Source organism: Streptomyces sp. NPDC028331, from assembly GCF_055565775.1.
On record NZ_JBVHTR010000009.1, the window covers coordinates 223,282 to 239,223 of the forward strand.

13 protein-coding genes are annotated in these 15,942 nt (G+C 73.0%); 4 read left to right on the forward strand and 9 right to left on the reverse strand.

Annotated features, from left to right (window positions below; all coding sequences use genetic code 11):
- Nucleotides 1–14: 14 nt before the first annotated feature.
- From ACZ4SW_RS16265 to miaA, 5 genes are all read right to left on the reverse strand, one after another.
- Nucleotides 15–1,517: a M1 family metallopeptidase gene (locus ACZ4SW_RS16265; protein ID WP_468243080.1), complete on the reverse strand. Its 1,503-nt coding sequence runs from the start codon at nt 1,515–1,517 to the stop codon at nt 15–17.
- A 159-nt stretch (nt 1,518–1,676) separates the two neighbouring features.
- A complete protein-coding gene (locus tag ACZ4SW_RS16270; protein WP_468243082.1) occupies nt 1,677–3,860 on the reverse strand; it encodes a RelA/SpoT family protein in 2,184 nt (727 codons plus the stop codon).
- Nucleotides 3,861–4,284: 424 nt separating this feature from the next.
- Nucleotides 4,285–5,154, reverse strand: a complete 870-nt coding sequence (gene dapF, locus ACZ4SW_RS16275) for a diaminopimelate epimerase (protein WP_468243085.1) — start codon at nt 5,152–5,154, stop codon at nt 4,285–4,287.
- 154 nt (nt 5,155–5,308) lie between these two features.
- On the reverse strand, nt 5,309–5,803 hold the full coding sequence (locus tag ACZ4SW_RS16280) for a hypothetical protein (protein ID WP_468243087.1): 495 nt from the start codon (nt 5,801–5,803) through the stop codon (nt 5,309–5,311).
- A gap of 101 nt (nt 5,804–5,904) precedes the next feature.
- The gene (gene miaA, locus ACZ4SW_RS16285; RefSeq protein WP_468243089.1) at nt 5,905–6,843 is read right to left on the reverse strand and encodes a tRNA (adenosine(37)-N6)-dimethylallyltransferase MiaA; all 939 of its coding nucleotides are present in this window, start codon (nt 6,841–6,843) and stop codon (nt 5,905–5,907) included.
- A 182-nt stretch (nt 6,844–7,025) separates the two neighbouring features.
- On the opposite strand from miaA, the gene ACZ4SW_RS16290 reads away from it, so the two are divergent.
- Nucleotides 7,026–7,295 carry a hypothetical protein gene (locus ACZ4SW_RS16290; protein WP_468243091.1) on the forward strand — a complete coding sequence of 90 codons (270 nt, stop codon included), beginning with the start codon at nt 7,026–7,028 and terminating at the stop codon, nt 7,293–7,295.
- Nucleotides 7,296–7,322: 27 nt separating this feature from the next.
- A complete protein-coding gene (locus ACZ4SW_RS16295) occupies nt 7,323–7,574 on the forward strand; it encodes an antitoxin (RefSeq protein ID WP_468243093.1) in 252 nt (83 codons plus the stop codon).
- A 467-nt stretch (nt 7,575–8,041) separates the two neighbouring features.
- On the opposite strand, the gene ACZ4SW_RS16300 is transcribed toward ACZ4SW_RS16295, so the two are convergent.
- The 4 genes from ACZ4SW_RS16300 to ACZ4SW_RS16315 all read right to left on the reverse strand — a co-directional run bounded on the left by ACZ4SW_RS16300 (nt 8,042) and on the right by ACZ4SW_RS16315 (nt 11,634).
- A complete protein-coding gene (locus tag ACZ4SW_RS16300; protein WP_468243095.1) occupies nt 8,042–8,752 on the reverse strand; it encodes a class III extradiol dioxygenase subunit B-like domain-containing protein in 711 nt (236 codons plus the stop codon).
- A 39-nt stretch (nt 8,753–8,791) separates the two neighbouring features.
- Nucleotides 8,792–9,058, reverse strand: a complete 267-nt coding sequence (locus ACZ4SW_RS16305) for a hypothetical protein (RefSeq protein WP_468243097.1) — start codon at nt 9,056–9,058, stop codon at nt 8,792–8,794.
- Nucleotides 9,059–9,119: 61 nt separating this feature from the next.
- Complete coding sequence (miaB, locus tag ACZ4SW_RS16310; RefSeq protein WP_468243099.1) at nt 9,120–10,649, reverse strand: tRNA (N6-isopentenyl adenosine(37)-C2)-methylthiotransferase MiaB; 1,530 nt, start codon at nt 10,647–10,649, stop codon at nt 9,120–9,122.
- Nucleotides 10,650–10,653: 4 nt separating this feature from the next.
- Nucleotides 10,654–11,634 carry an AraC-like ligand-binding domain-containing protein gene (locus ACZ4SW_RS16315; RefSeq protein ID WP_468243101.1) on the reverse strand — a complete coding sequence of 327 codons (981 nt, stop codon included), beginning with the start codon at nt 11,632–11,634 and terminating at the stop codon, nt 10,654–10,656.
- A 218-nt stretch (nt 11,635–11,852) separates the two neighbouring features.
- Between ACZ4SW_RS16315 and ACZ4SW_RS16320 the strand changes: the two genes are divergently transcribed.
- Entirely contained in the window at nt 11,853–14,651 is a 2,799-nt protein-coding gene (locus tag ACZ4SW_RS16320; RefSeq protein ID WP_468243104.1) for a helix-turn-helix transcriptional regulator, read from the forward strand.
- Between the two features lie 149 nt (nt 14,652–14,800).
- Nucleotides 14,801–15,805 (forward strand): alpha/beta hydrolase, encoded by a 1,005-nt coding sequence (locus ACZ4SW_RS16325; protein ID WP_468243107.1) that lies wholly within the window; start codon nt 14,801–14,803, stop codon nt 15,803–15,805.
- Nucleotides 15,806–15,942 lie beyond the last annotated feature (137 nt).

Consider the following 15,942-nt stretch of genomic DNA (forward strand, 5'->3'; position numbering starts at 1 on the left):
TGCGGCCCGTCGCGTCATCCGACTTGTTCGGGGCCTTGGGCGCCGCCGACGGGGTCACTCTTCCAGTCGGGGTGGCCCGGCATCGGCGGGGTCTTCTCGCCGTCGAGCCAGCCCCTGAAGAAGGCGCCGAGGTCGCGTCCGGAGATGTCGGACGCCAGGCGTTCGAAATCGGCGGTGGTCGCCGTGGAGTCGTGGTGCAGGGCGACCCAGGCCCGCTCCAGGCGTTGGAAGGCTCGGGCGCCGATCTCCTGGCGCAGGGCGTACAGCACCAGGGCGGCGCCGTCGTAGACGCTGGGCCGGAAGATGCTGATCTTCTGGCCGGGCTTCGGGGGCTTGGGCGCGGCGGGCGGGCCGCCGGAGGCGCGCCAGCCGTCGGAGAGGGCGTACGCCGCCTTCATGCGCGTTTCGAGGGACCGGTGCGCCGTCTCGTCCGCGTACAGGGCTTCGTACCAGGTGGCGTGGCCCTCGTTGAGCCACAGGTCGGACCAGGTGCGCGGGGTGACGCTGTCGCCGAACCACTGATGGGACAGCTCGTGCACCATGATCGACTCGACGTACCAGGCGGGATAGGCGGGCTCGGTGAAGACGTGGTTCTCGAAGAGGGACAGCGTCTGTGTCTCCAGTTCGAACCCGGTCTTGGCCTGGGCGATCAGCAGCCCGTAGGTCTCGAAGGGGTACGGGCCGACCTTCTTCTCCAGCCAGGCGATCTGGTCGGGTGTCTTCGCCAGCCAGGGTTCGAGTCGCGCCTGGTCCTTGGCGGGCACGACGTCGCGGACGGGCAGGCCGTGGGGTCCCCTGCGGTGCAGGACGGCGCTGCGGCCGATGGAGACCTGGGCGAGTTCGGTGGCCATGGGGTGTTCGGTGCGGTAGGTCCAGGTGATGGCCCTGCCGCTGCGCCGGGTGCTCACCGGATCGCCGTTGGCCACGGCCGTGTAGTCGTCCGGCGTGGTCACGTGGATGGTGAACATCGCCTTGTCGGAGGGGTGGTCGTTGCACGGGAAGACCAGGTGGGCGGCATCGGCCTGGTTGGCCATGGCGAGCCCGTCGTCGGTGCGCACCCAGCCGCCCTGCCGGTTCCCGGCGGAGACGGGGTCGCTGGTGTGCCGCACGGTGATGCGCAGCAGGCTGCCCCTGGGAAGCGGGGATTCCGGGGTGATCACCAGATCCTCCCCCGCGCTGGTGAAGTCCGCGGGCGCGCCGTTGACGTCGACGGACTGGACGGTGCCGTGCGCGAAGTCGAGGTTGAGGCGCTCGAGCCGCTGGGTGGTGCGGACGTTGACGGTGGTGACGGCGGCGAGCGGCTTGCCGTTGTCGCCGCTGTAGGTGAAGGAGAGGTCGTACGACCGGACGTCGTAGCCGGGGTTGCCGAGCGTGGGGTAGAGCCGGTCGCCGATGCCGAGGGGGACGGCGGGCGAGGGGGCGCTCGCGGCGATCAGGCAGCCGGAGAGGGCGCAGGCGAGCAGGGCCGCCTGGGCACGGTGGACACGTGGGGTGACGGTACGAAGGCTGAGCGGCATGGACCACCGCTATCAGCGCGCACTGCCCGCACGTGTCCGACGCGCATCGGTCCCACCCGAAAGGGTTCAGCCGGGGGGACGGCTGACCCGGGCGGGCCGCCCCGCCCGGGTCCGGCAGCGGCGGAGGGCGGAGCTCCCCGCGGGTCCCCGTCACAGCTACTAGTGCACGGTCGTCGCCGGGTGCTGGGCCCTGCTCACGTCGTACACGCCCGCCACGTTGCGCATCGCCCGCATCAGGGCCGGCAGATGCGACGCGTCCGGGAGCTGGAGCGTGTACGTGTGGCGCACGCGCTGCTGGCTCGGGGGCTCGACGGTGGCCGAGACGATCGCCACGCCCTCCAGGGCGATGGCCTCGGTGAGGTCCGCCAGCAGGTGCGGGCGGCCGAAGGACTCCGCGACGAGCGTGACCCGGCACTCGGTGGTGTCCCCCCAGCGCACGCCGACCTCCTCGCGCCCGGCGCTCTTCATGCGCTCCACTCCGGCGCACTCGACGCGGTGCACGGTCACCGACCCCCCGCGCACCGCGAAGCCGGTGATCTCGTCCGGCGGGACGGGTGTACAGCAGCCCGCGAGGCGCACGGAGGCACCGGGCAGGTCCACGACGGCGTTGGCGGCGCGCGCGCCGGGCGTGTCCGTGGTGGAGCGCGCGGGCAGCGCCGGCGGGCGTGCGGCGGCCCTGAGCACGGTGGCGTGCTCCGCGGCGCCGTCCGACGAGCCCTCAGCGCCCGGCGCCGAGGCGCCGCCGGACGTCTCGGCGGACAGCGGATGCGCCGCCAGCCATCGTTGGATCGCGATCCGTGCGGCCGGGGTGTGGGCGTGCTCCAGCCACTCCCGGGACGGCTCCGATGCCGGGTCCTGGCCCATGAGGAGCTGCACGGTGTCGCCGTCCTTCAGGACCGTGCTCAGCGTCGCCAGCCGGCCGTTGACCCGGGCGCCGATACAGGCGTGCGCGTCCTCCCCGTACTGCGCGTACGCCGCGTCCACACAGCTCGCGCCCTCCGGAAGCCCCAGCGCGCCCCCGTCGGGGCGGAACACGGTGATCTCCCGGTCCTGGGCGAGGTCCTCGCGCAGCGACGACCAGAAGGTGTCGGTGTCCGGCGCCGCCTGCTGCCACTGGAGCAGCCGGGAGAGCCAGCCGGGCCGGGTGGGGTCGGCGCGCTCGCCGTCGGCCGGGTCGTCGGAGGCGGGGGCGTAGGGGTTGCCGAGCGCGATCACCCCGGCCTCGGCGACCTTGTGCATCTGGTGGGTGCGGATGAGGACTTCGGCGACCTCGCCGTCCTCCCGCGCGACCGCGGTGTGCAGCGACTGGTACAGGTTGAACTTGGGGACGGCGATGAAGTCCTTGAACTCCGAGACCACCGGGGTCATGCAGGTGTGCAGTTCGCCGAGGACCGCGTAGCAGTCGGCGTCCTCGCCGACGAGCACCAGGAGGCGCCCGAAGTCCGCGCCGCGCAGCGGGCCGCGCTTGCGGGAGATGCGGTGGACGGAGACGAAGTGCCGTGGCCGGATGAGGACTTCGGCCGGGATCCCGGCCTCGCGCAGCACCGTGCGCACCTGGTCGGCCGTCTCGGCGAGCGGGTCGTCGCCGTGCGCCGCGTTCTCGGCGATGAGTTCCCTGGTGCGTTCGTACTCCTCGGGGTGCAGGACCGCGAAGACCAGGTCCTCGAGTTCGGTCTTGAGCGCTTGGACGCCGAGGCGTTCGGCGAGCGGGATGAGCACGTCCCGGGTGACCTTCGCGATGCGTTCCTGTTTCTCGCGGCGCATCACGCCGAGGGTGCGCATGTTGTGCAGCCGGTCGGCGAGTTTGATCGACATCACGCGGACGTCGTTGCCTGCGGCGACGAGCATCTTGCGGAAGGTCTCGGGCTCGGCGGCCACGCCGTAGTCGACCTTCTCCAGTTTGGTGACACCGTCGACGAGGTAGCGCACCTCCTCGCCGAACTGCTCGCGCACCTGCTCGAGCGTCACATCGGTGTCCTCGACCGTGTCGTGCAGCAGGGAGGCGGTCAACGTCGTGGTCTCGGCACCCAGTTCGGCGAGGATCAGGGTCACGGCGAGGGGGTGCGTGATGTACGGCTCGCCGCTCTTGCGCATCTGTCCCCGGTGCGAGGACTCGGCCAACAGGTAGGCGCGGCGCAGCGGTTCCAGGTCGGCGTCGGGGTGGTGGGCGCGATGGGCCTCGACGACGTGGCCGATCGCGTCGGGCAGCCGGTCGCGGGTGGCCGGGCCGAGCAGTGCGGCCCGGCCCAGCCGGCGCAGGTCGAGCCGGGCGCGGCTCTTTCTGCGGTGGGTCCCGGGCGTTGAAGGGGCGGGGTCGGCAGGATTCGTGGCCTCCGCACTCATGGGCACCTCCGGCTGCGTGGACCGGCGGACGGGGTGCCTGCTGGCGTTCGCGGCGCAGGGGCTCGCGACGGTCCCCCGTCCCGGCCGGTGCTTGATGCTATCGAGCCCACCACGCCCGCCCGACCGGCTCTCGCCGAGCGTGAAACGGATCACCCATTCGAGCGATGTCCTGAAGGTTTACGCGTTTTGGCCAGGGGAACCACTTCCGGCCGTCGATTCGTATCTTCGCACCGGCCGGTAACTGGGGATCGGAGCACCGGAAGCGTTCCGGTCTGCGATCCGGAGGCGTGCACGGCGCGGCAGAGGTGTCTTCCGGCCACCGCGCGGTGCGCGGCGTCACCGCCCGCGTGCCACGCCGTGCTTCGGCGCGCCGTCCGTTCGCCCCCTCAAAGGACAACGCGGCGGCTCGAGTTCGGGCGACCCGTCAGCGGGCGGCGGTCCGCAGCCACTCGGCGTCGATCTCGCCCTCGGCGACGATCACCGCCGGGCCGGTCATCTCGATCTCGCCGTCCGGGTGCTCGGTGATCACCAGGGTGCCGCCGGGGACGTCCACGGTGTACGTCACGGGGGTGCCCGTCACGGCCGGGTCGGCGCCGTCGCGGCGGGCCGCGGCGACGGCGACCGCGCACGCGCCCGTACCGCACGAGCGGGTCTCCCCCGAGCCGCGCTCGTGGACGCGCATCGCGACGTGGCGGGGCGCGCGGTCGACCACGAACTCGACATTCACCCCGTCCGGGTAGGCGGAGGCCGGGCTGAACGGGGGCGGGGTGAACAGATTGCCCGCGTGCGCGAGGTCGTCGACGAAGGCGACCGCGTGCGGGTTGCCCATGTTCACGTTGCGCGCGGGCCAGCTACGCTCGCCGACACTCACCGTGACGTCCCCCGCGGGCAGGACGGCCCGGCCCATGCCGACGGTGACGTCGCCGTCCTTCGCGATGTGGACGGTCTTGACACCCCCGCGCGTGGCGATCGCGACATCACCCTCGGCCACGTGACCGGCGCGCTGCAGGTAGCGTGCGAACACGCGTACGCCATTGCCGCACATCTCCGCCACCGAGCCGTCGCTGTTGCGGTAGTCCATGAACCACTCCGCCTCACCGGCCATCTCCTCGGCCTCGGGGTGCGCGGCGGAGCGCACGACGTGCAGCAGACCGTCGCCGCCGATGCCCGCGCGGCGGTCGCACAGGGCGGCGACGGCGGCCGGGGGCAGGTCGATGACGTTCTCGGGGTCCGGGACGATCACGAAGTCGTTCTCCGTGCCGTGACCCTTCAGGAAGGCGATCCGCGTGCTCATTCCTCGATCGTACGGGGTCGGTACGACAGCGGCGTGCGGCGAGGTCGGTGGGACGGTGGCCTGCGGTGGGGGTCCGTGCGAGGCCGCGTGCGGCGGGTCCGCGGGACGGCGGCGTGCGGTCAGGCCCGTACGAGGCGGCGTGCGGCGAGGTGGCTCAGCGCAGCCGGGCCACGCGCCACACGGCCAGGGCGACGACCGCGACGACCACCACGGCGTACCCGAGGACGACACGCCAGTCCGGGCGCCGTCCGGAGCCGCGCTGCGGCAGGCCGGGCCACGTGTAACCGACGCGGCGCGCGGCCATCATGCCCCAGCCGGCCGCGCACAAGCAGATCAGCAGGCCGAGCATGGCGACCACGGCACCGCCGTCGCCGAACTCGAACGCCAGCGGGAAGGCGAACATCAGGGAGCCGACCGCGGCGAGCCCCACGATGGGGGCGAGCTGCCAGATCCGCAGCCGGCGCTGCGGGCGCAGTTCGACCTCGACCTCCGGCCCGGTGGTCAGCTCGTCGGCCTCCGGCCCGTCGTCGGTCACACCGCCCGGGGGCTGCTCGTCGGGACCGTCGGAACTGAGCCCTGGGTCCTCGTCCTGTGCGGCCCCGTGCTGCGCGCCTTGTGCGGTGTCGCGAGGGCCGGCCTCCATCGCCACGCGCCCTCCCAACTCGGACTCACTCGGTCGATCGAAGCTCGATGATGGCATGCCAGATGACGCCCGGACGGCGGCCGGAGCGTCCCGATGCCATCACGTGATCAGGCTGTAACCGGTCGTTCGATCAACGCCAGGGCGAGGTGGGGAAGTTCCCGGAGGTCGTCCGCGGCACCACTGAGCCAGCGCACGCGCGGGTCACGGCGGAACCAGGAGTCCTGGCGGCGCGCGAAACGCTTGGTGGCGCGTACGGTCTCGATCCGCGCCTCTTCCATCGTGCACTCCCCCGCGAGCGCCGCCAGCACCTGCTGGTACCCGAGCGCGCGCGACGCCGTGCGCCCCTCGCGCAGGCCCTGCGCCTCCAGCGCCCGCACCTCGTCCACGAGCCCCGCCTCCCACATCCGGTCGACCCGGCGCGCGATCCGCTCGTCCAGCTCGGGCCGGCTGACGTCGACGCCGATCTGGACGGTGTCGTAGACCGAGTCGTGGCCCGGCAGGTTGGCGGTGAAGGGCCGGCCGGTGATCTCGATGACCTCCAGCGCCCGGACGATCCGGCGGCCGTTGCTGGGCAGGATCGCCTGCGCGGCCTCGGGGTCGGCGACGGCCAGGCGCGCGTGCAGCGCTCCCGGGCCGCGCAGCGCCAGTTCCTCCTCCAGGCGGGCGCGCACCTCGGGGTCGGTGCCGGGGAACTCCAGGTTGTCGACCGCGCCGCGCACGTACAGCCCGGAGCCGCCCACCAGGATGGGCCAGCGGCCCTCGGCGAGCAGCGCGTCGATACGGGCACGGGCGAGGCGCTGGTACTCGGCGACGGATGCCGCGGCCGTCACCTCCCAGATGTCCAGCAGGTGGTGCGGAACGCCGCCGCGCTCCTGGTGCGTCAGCTTGGCGGTGCCGATGTCCATCCCCCGGTAGAGCTGCATGGAGTCGGCGTTGACGACCTCGCCGCCGAGCTGCTGGGCCAGGAATACTCCCAGATCGGACTTTCCGGCCGCGGTCGGTCCGACGACGGCGATGACCCGCGGCGCGGGGGCTGCACTACTCACCGCAACAGTCTCGCAAACCTCCGGACCACACCTCGAACGAGTTACGTGACACCCCGCGTGGGGGGTCGTTGCCTGTTGCGAGGTTCCGGTCACCGGTTCGAGAACGGGTGATCCGGGACTGCGCAACAGGACGCACCGGGCTACGCGGTATTTCGCCCGCACGAGTAACGTATGGAGTGGATATGGGCGTTTTTGCACGGATTTTCCGGAGGTCGAGGACGACGGAGGAGGGCCGGTCCGCCGCGGCGGAGGCCACGCAGGCGGTGGACGACGCCGGGGCGGGGGCGACGGACGAGGTGAAGGACGCGGGCGCGGCGGAGGCCGAGGGGAAGCCGGAGGACATGCCGGAGGGGGCCGCCGAGGCGCCCGCCGACAGCGGGGGCGGGATCCCGAAGCAGCAGTCCGTCGAGGCCGCCGCCGACAGCGAGGCCGACGAGGGTGCCCGTACGTAACGCCCCTTGAGCCAGGGAAGGTGAGCCATGGGTCTCGTGGACAACCTGAAAGCCAAGGTCTCGGGTTTCGCGCAACAGCACGAGGAGAAGGTCGACCGCGGCCTCGACAAGGCCGCGAAGATGATCGACGAGAGGACCAAGGGCAAGTACAGCGACAAGATCCACACGGGCACGGACAAGGCGAAGCACGCGGTGGAGCGCGTCGCCCACCGGGAGACCGGCCCGTCGACCGGCGAAGCGGCGCCCCCGGACACACCGCAGCCGCCCTCGGCCTCCTGACCGCGCTCCGGACAGCACGTCACGCATCGGCGGACCGCCGCGGGCCCCGGTCTCCCGGCCGTCCGCCGTGCCACGGCTTCCCGACCCTGCCGTGCCCCGGTCACCGCGGCCCGGGGCCGGGCCGGGCGGGCGAGCCTGCGGCGCCGTCCCCGCTCTCCTGATGTCGGCCGCGAGCGGGGGTTGCGGCAGAGAGACGCCGCCGCGCAGAGCCGACCAGCGACCCGCCCGCGCAGAGCCGACCAGCGACCCGCCCGCACAGAGCCGACCAGCGAACCTGCCGGCGCGAGCGGGGCGGCGCCCCGGCGCCTGCGCGGGGCGGTAGCGACGGCCATACGGCGCGTGCCACCCGAGGGAGCCCTGTTGCGCGCTCGCCCGCCGGGGGGCGGGTCGTGAGGGAGCCCGCTCGCGCGGGAACCGGACGGCCCGAGGAGACCCGGCTCGCGGACGAGCCCGCTCGCCGCAGGGCGCTACGACCAGATGGCCACCACGTACCCCACCCCGTACGGCGCCTCGTCGTACAGGAGCCTGCCGGACAGGTCCGCGTCCTCCGCCGCGCCCGCGAGGATCTGCCACGGGGCCCGGCCGCGCGCCCTCAGTTCCCGAGCCAGGTCCGCGTCCAGGGACTTGAGGGCCGGCACGTCCGCCGTACCCAGCGCTCGCGCGACCTCGGCGTCGAAGCCCGCCGCGCGCTCGTCCAGGTAGCCGGGGGCCTTCACCGAGCGGCACGCGCTGGCGTCGCCCATGATCAGCAGGGCCGTTCGCCCGGCCCGCCCGGCGAGCCCGGCCCCGACCTCGGCGCACCGCTCGGGGGCCAGCGCTTCCGGTACCGCGAGCCCCTCCACGGGGGCGTCGGCCCAGCCCATGCGCTCCAGCAGCCACGCGGCCACCGAGAGAGAGGGCGGAAGCTCACCTTCATGGGTCGTGCCGCCCGCACCCAGCCGTACCTCGACGTCCACGCCGAAGCCCCGGAACGACCCCCGCGCGCCGGCCGCATACGTGCGCTCCCCGCCCTCCTCCGCGGGCCCGACGACCACCAGCCGGTCGGGGCGCGCGGCGGCGAGCACACCCAGCGCCTCCGCGCACGCGGCGCGGGCGCCGTCCAGTTCGGGCGCCGCACCCGCGGCGACCTCGGACACGAGCAGGGGCGGACAGGGGCAGACGGCGGCGGCGACAAGCATGATCCGCAGCGTAACCGGGCCGGGCGGCGAGCGCCCGGGTCACTCCTCGATCAGCACGTCCGTGAGGTCGATGACCGTGACGACGAGGACGACGACCTTGCCGTCGCTGATCACGTACTCGACGAACAGGTTGCGCGAGAGGGCGATCTCGCGGGTCGCCTCGTCGGCCCCCACCGGATGCGAGAGCTTGTGACGCGGGTCGGTGACGAGGATCGCGAGGCCGCGCTCCAGCACGTCACGGCGTTCGGCGGGAAGGCTGTCCCGCACCCGCGCGGCGCGTTCGGTGAACTCCACGCTGTACGGCATCAGGCATCCCTTCCCCCCGCGCGCTCCGGTCCCTGCGGCGCACGCACGTCGGTGACCGGCGTCAGTCGCAGCCGCACGCGCCGGCCGTGGCCATGGGCAGCGGCGCGGGCACGCCGACCTTCGGCAGCCCCAGCATCACGCCGGCCGGCCTGGCCGCCTCCGCGGCGTTCCGCTTCTCCCACGCCTCGCCCGCGCGCGTGCGGCGCACGTCCAGGACGGGGCCCTCGGCGAGGAGGTGGTGCGGGGCGGCGTACGTGACCTCCACCGTCACCACGTCACCCGGGCGCACCTCCTGCTCCGGCTTGGTGAAGTGGACCAGGCGGTTGTCGGGGGCGCGGCCGGACAGCCGGTGGGTGGCGCCGTCCTTGCGCCCCTCGCCCTCGGCGACCATCAGCTCCAGGGTGCGGCCGACCTGCTTCTTGTTCTCCTCCCAGGAGATGTCCTCCTGGAGGGCGACGAGACGCTCGTAGCGCGCCTGGACGACCTCCTTGGGGATCTGGTTCTCCATGGTCGCGGCCGGGGTGCCGGGCCGCTTGGAGTACTGGAAGGTGAACGCCTGCGCGAACCGTGCCTCGCGCACCACGTGCAGGGTCTGCTCGAAGTCCTCCTCGGTCTCCCCGGGGAAGCCGACGATGATGTCGGTGGTGATCGCGGCGTGCGGGATGGCGGCGCGCACCTTCTCGATGATCCCCAGGTAGCGCTCCTGCCGGTAGGAACGGCGCATCGCCTTCAGCACGGTGTCCGAGCCGGACTGCAGCGGCATGTGCAGCTGCGGCATCACGTTCGGCGTCTCGGCCATGGCCGCGATCACGTCGTCGGTGAAGTCGCGGGGATGCGGGGACGTGAACCGCACCCGCTCCAGGCCCTCGATCTTCCCGCAGGCGCGCAGCAGCTTGCTGAAGGCCTCGCGGTCGCCGATGTCGGAACCGTAGGCGTTCACGTTCTGCCCGAGCAGGGTGATCTCGGAGACGCCCTCGGCGACCAGCGCCTCCACCTCGGCGAGGATGTCGCCGGGGCGGCGGTCCTTCTCCTTGCCGCGCAGCGCGGGGACGATGCAGAAGGTGCAGGTGTTGTTGCAGCCGACGGAGATCGACACCCAGGCCGCGTACGCGCTCTCGCGCCGCGTCGGCAGCGTCGACGGGAACGCCTCGAGCGACTCGGCGATCTCGACCTGCGCCTCCTGCTGCACACGCGCGCGCTCCAGCAGCACGGGCAGCTTGCCGATGTTGTGCGTACCGAAGACGACGTCCACCCAGGGCGCCTTCTTCACGATGGTGTCGCGGTCCTTCTGCGCCAGGCAGCCGCCGACGGCGATCTGCATGCCCGGCCGGCCGGCCTTCTTCGGCGCGAGGCGGCCGAGGTTGCCGTAGAGCCGGTTGTCGGCGTTCTCCCTGACCGCGCAGGTGTTGAAGACGACCACGTCCGCGTCGCCGTCCGACCCCTCGGGCGCGCGCACGTACCCGGCGTCTTCGAGCAGCCCGGCCAATCGCTCGGAATCGTGGACGTTCATCTGGCACCCGTAGGTGCGGATCTCGTAGCTCTTGGGTGCGTGCACGTCCACTGCGGGGCTCCGGTCGCTGCTGCTGGTCATGGCTTCAAGAGTAGGCGGTCTCCGGCACGCCGGACCCACGCGGCAGCGCGGGCACATGAGGCGCACACGTCGCGGCGGCCCGCCACTCGGCGGGCGACATCCCGTACACGCCCCGGAACACCCGGCTGAAGTGGGCGGGGCTGCTGAAACCCCACTGGCGGGCCACCGCGGCGACGGTCCGGCCCGCCGCGTCCCGGCGGGCGAGGTCACGCCGGCACTCCTGCAGCCTGCGGCGCTGGATCCACCGGCCGACCGTGACGTCCTCGGCCTGGAACAGCTTGTGCAGGTAGCGCACGGAGATCTGGTGGGCGCCGGCTATGGCCTCCGGCGTCAGGTCCGGATCGGCGAGGTGCCGGTCGATGAACGTCTGGATGCGGGCCAGCAGCATCCGGGCCGTGCTCGGCGCGTCGCCCGCGTGACGACGAAGTCGCTCTTCGGTCAGGACGGTGAGAAGGTCGACGACGTGGCGGGCCAGTGCCTCGCCGGTGGCCGACGGGTACGTTGCCGCCGTGTCGACGAGCCGGGTCAGGAAAGGTGCCGGCAGCGAACCCGCCGTCGTGTCGGGGCGGATGGGTGTCGCGGTGAGCCGTTGCAGGTCGGCCTCCGCCAGGCCCAGCAGCCGCCGAGGCAGGACAAGGGACTTGGTCTGGAACGGACGGGGGAATTCCATGCGCAGGGGCCGGGCCATGTCGCAGAACACGATCTCCCCGGGGCGCAGGCGGACCTCGCGGGCGTCCTGCCGGACGACGACCACGCCGCTGACGACCAACTTGACGACCAGGTCCTCCTCTTCGTCCCGCGCGGTCAGCTGCGGAGTCCGCCGCGCGGACAGGGGATCGCCGTCCACCGTGGCGACCCGCAGACGGCCCAGCCGGGACGTCCGGATGGTTCCCGAGCAGACCCCGTCGGGGGCGGCGATGGCGACCGGGGCGAACGTGTGGGACAGGGCCGCGCGCCAGTACGCCGGTCTTTCGTGGGCGGGCACCGCATCCGTGGTGTAGACGGTGCCGGAGACCTGCCTCCCGGGTCTCGGTGTCGATGGATCCGGCGACATGTCCTCCGCCCTTCAGCCGGTGTGCTCCACGGACACCGTGCCAACGGGCGCGGGACGGCACATCGCGTGAATCCGCTAGATCCGCCCTCCCGCACGTCGCCGCCCGGCTACCCACGCGTGGCGGCCATCCATATGACCTACAGTGCAGTGTGTTTGCCCCGAAGAACGTGACGTCCGCGCACCGCTCCCTGCCCGTGAGGGCGCTGGTGGGCCGGCAGGCCGAGATCGCACGGATCCTGGACGTCGTCGAGGAGGGGCGGACCGGACCGAGGATGCTGCTCCTGCTCGGCGAGGCCGGCGCGGGCAAGTCGAGACTGCTGGCGGTCGCCGTCGACCACGCGCGGGACGGCGGAGCACTCGTGCTGGCGGCCCGGGGCAGCGAGGCGGAGGCGCGGCAGTCCTTCGCCTCCCTGCACCAGTTGCTCCTCCCCCTCCTGCCCGGCCTCGGGACGTTGCCGGACCATCTGCGGGGGGCGCTGGAGACCACGTTCGGCATCGCTCCCGCCGAGGGGCCGCCCGCTCCGATGCCGCTGCGCATGGCGGTCCTGACGCTGCTGACCGAGGTCTCCCGCCGGCAGCGCGTCCTGCTGGCCGTCGACGACGTCCAGCACTTCGACCGCGACTCCCTCGACGTCCTGAGCTTCGTGATGCGCCGTACCACGGCGGAGGTGTCGGCGCTGCTGACCGCGCGCGGGCAGACGCCCCCCGACGGTGTCGCGACGGATCTGCGCACTCTCCTCGTGGAACCGCTGACCGAACAGGCCGCGGCCGAACTCATGGACGCCCAGCCGCACGCACCCGTCGGCCGGACGCGGATCGAGCTGCTGCGGCAGGCCGGTGGGAATCCGCTGGCCATCATCGAACTGTGCCGCGCGGCAAGAGCGGGCGGCGCGGGAGCACTGTCCGGCGGCGGGCTGCCGCAGACCGAGCGCATCCAGGAGCTGTACGCCCACCGGCTGCGCGGCCTGCCGGAGTTGACCCAGCGGCTGATCCTGTACGCCGCGGCGTCGGAGTACGAGGACCTCCCCACGATCATGGCCGCGGCCGGTGCGGGGACGGATCTCGGGGCCTGGGCCCCGGCCGAGGAGGCCGGTCTGGTGACCGTCGTGGACGGGCGGGTGGTCTTCCGGCATCCGCTGGCCCGCGCGGGTTCCTATCACGGAGCCCCGGCCCACCTGCGGCAGCAGGCGCACCGGGACCTGGCGGCCGCCCTCACGGCCGATCCCGCCCGCCGGGCGTGGCACCTGGCCGAGGCGTGCCTCGGCCAGGACGAGTCCGTGGCGGCGGCCCTGGAGGACACCGCCGAGCTCGCCGAGCGGCGCGGTGGCTTCTTCGCGGCGGCTCAGGCGCTGGAACGGTCGGCGCAGTGCAGCCCGGCCACCGCCGACCGGGCGCGCCGGTACGCCAGAGCGCTGAGAGCCGCTCAGAACGCCGGCGACCCCGCGTGGGTACGGGAGCTGTACGGCAAGGTCACCGCGCTGACCGAGGACCGGGACCTGCTGGGCGTCGCGGCCTGCGGCGCCGGTATGGCCCTGTCGCTGTCCGGCCACCAGTGGCAGGGGTTCCGCGTGCTGATGAACGCGCTCGAGCCGCAACCGCCCAGGGACGGCATGACGGTGCTCGCCCTGGCCGCCGTGCTCCAGGCAGTCGCGTACCAGTCGGGCCTGCCCGAGATCAGGCGCCCGATCGCCGCCCTGCTCGGTGAGGCGGGGGCCGGGAACCGCGGCACGACCTACCCCGAACTGACGACGGAGGAGGCCTCCGCGGCGGTGCGGGCCGCCGCTCTGTCCGGGGCCGACCCGGCCAGGGCCCCCGAACTGCTGCAACGGATCCGTCCGCGGCCAGGTGTGTCGGAGCCGCTCACGGCGCTCCCGGAGATGACCCGGATACTCGCCCTCTCGGCGGTCGCCTGGTACGCCGACGAGTCCGACCTGTTCGCGGAGTACCACCGGCAGGCGCTGGTCATGCTCAGGGCGTACGGCTCCATGGGGTCTGCCGCGCCCTCGCTCGCGGCGGTGATCGCGACGCTGATCGACACCGGACGGTGGGCGGAGGCCGACGAACTCCTGGAGGAGACCGCGACGCTGGCGGCCGTCCAGAAGCTGAGGCATCTTCAGATCGACGCGGAGGCGTTGCGGGTGACCCTGCGCGCCCTGCGCGGCGAGCCCGCCGTCATGCCGGCCGACCCGGCCTGGACGGCGGTCGATCTGGAGGAGAACCGTGCCACCCACGCACGCCTGTTGCGAGCCGCCGCTGCCGGTGCCGCAGCGGCCGGCGACTTCGACGGCGCGTTCCGGCATTTCCGGTCGCTGTTCGGTGAGGACGGCACGCCCCTGCACTACTTCCTGTCACCCCGGTCGGTCGCCGACCTCGCCGCGGCCGCCCAGCGGACGGGCCGGCAGAAGGAGGCCGCGGTCGTCGTCGAGGCGGTGCGCGCCGCGATCGGGCCGCAGCCGACGACCCGGATGACCCTGCTGCTGCACCACGCCGACGCGCTGACCGGCGACCCCAAGGACGCCGAGCACCACTTCCGGCTCGCCACGGTGAACCCGGCGGGTGATCAGTGGCCGCTGGCCCGGGCGCAGGCCAGGCTCCACTACGCACAGTGGCTGCGCAGGCGGCGGCGCCCCCTGGACGCCCGCCCGCTCCTGACCACGGCACTGGAGTCGTTCACCCGGCTCGGCGCGGCGGGCCTGGCCGAGGAGGCCCGCGTGGAGCTGCGGGCCAGCGGCGTGGCCGCCTCACCCGCCCAGGCCGATCCGCTGGCGGAACTGACCGCCCAGCAGCGCCAGATCGTACGGATGGCGGCGCGGGGCCTGCGCAACCGGGAGATCGCCGAGCAGTTGAAGCTGTCGCCGCGCACCGTCAGCTCCCACCTGTACAACGTGTATCCGAAGCTGCGGGTCAGCAACCGCAACCAGCTCCGCGACCTCTTCGACGATCTCTGATCCCCACGGCGGGACTCAGGGATCTCTCATCCCCGCGGCGGGACTCAGGGGTCCTTACCGCACAGGCGCTTGCGCTCCTGCGCGGCGTCGCGGATTCTTTGGGCTCCGGCGAGGACCGGTGGACGGTTGATCGCCGCGTTGGAAGGAATGTGAGCAGTGTGAGCCTGGAGCCCGGCACGGGCCCGGGCGGTCCCGACCGCCCCGCCGTCGTCCTCGATCCCCTCGTGCAGCGGCTCGTCGACGCCTCCGCCGCACCGCCCTACCTGCACCAGCTCGGTCCGGTCGACGGACGGCAGGCACTGCTGGAGATCCAGGGCCGCACGCTCGACGACTTCGGAGTGCACGCCGAGTTCAGGGTGGCGCCGGTGGGCCCTTCCGGGCTCGTCGGCTTCTGGATGTTCCGGCCGGCACAGCCGGCCGGTCCCCTCCCCGTGGTCGTGCATCTGCACGGCGGCCGGTGGATGCTGGGTGACGCCCGGACCCACGCACGGATGATCAGCGAGCTGGCTACGGCCAGTGCCGCGGCCTTCCTGGTGCCCGAGTACTCCCGCACCCCGGAGGCCCGCTACCCGGTCGCGCTGGAGGAGTCGTACGCGCTGCTGACCTGGGCGGTCGAGCAGGCCGGCGAACTGGGTCTGGACGAGGGCAGGCTGGCGGTGGCCGGCGACTGTGCCGGCGCGACCATGGCGACGGCACTGACCATGATGGCCAAGCAGCGCGGCGGTCCCCGCATCCGCGCGCAGTTGCTCTACTACCCGATGACCGACCCGCACTGCGACACCCCCTCGCGGGAACGGTTCGCGTCCGGCTACCTGCTGACGCGCGCGGCTCTGGAGTGGTACTGGCGGCAGTACACCGACGACGCCTGCGAACTCGCCGAGCCCACGGCCTCGCCGCTGCGGGCCACCACGGCGGACCTCGCGGGACTGCCTCCCGCCCTGATCGTGACGGCGGAGGCGGACGTCGTGCGGGACGAGGGGGAGGAGTACGCCCGCCTGCTGCGGCAGGGGGGCGTGCCCGTGACCGCCGTCCGCTACCTGGGCACGGTGCACGACTTCGTGTCCCTGAACGCCGTGCGGGACAGCCCGCCCGCATCGGCCGCGATCAGGCAGGGCGGCCGCTTCCTCAGGGACGCGCTGGCCGAGGAGCGCTGACGGCCGGCCTTCCCGAGCGGCGTGGACGGTCGGTCGAGCGCCGGGCCTGCCAGGGGTTCGGCGCTGTCCCGGGAAGTGGACCGTCAATTTACTGATGCGTCTTGAGGGGGCTGCTTGCCAGGGTGAGGGAGTGAGAC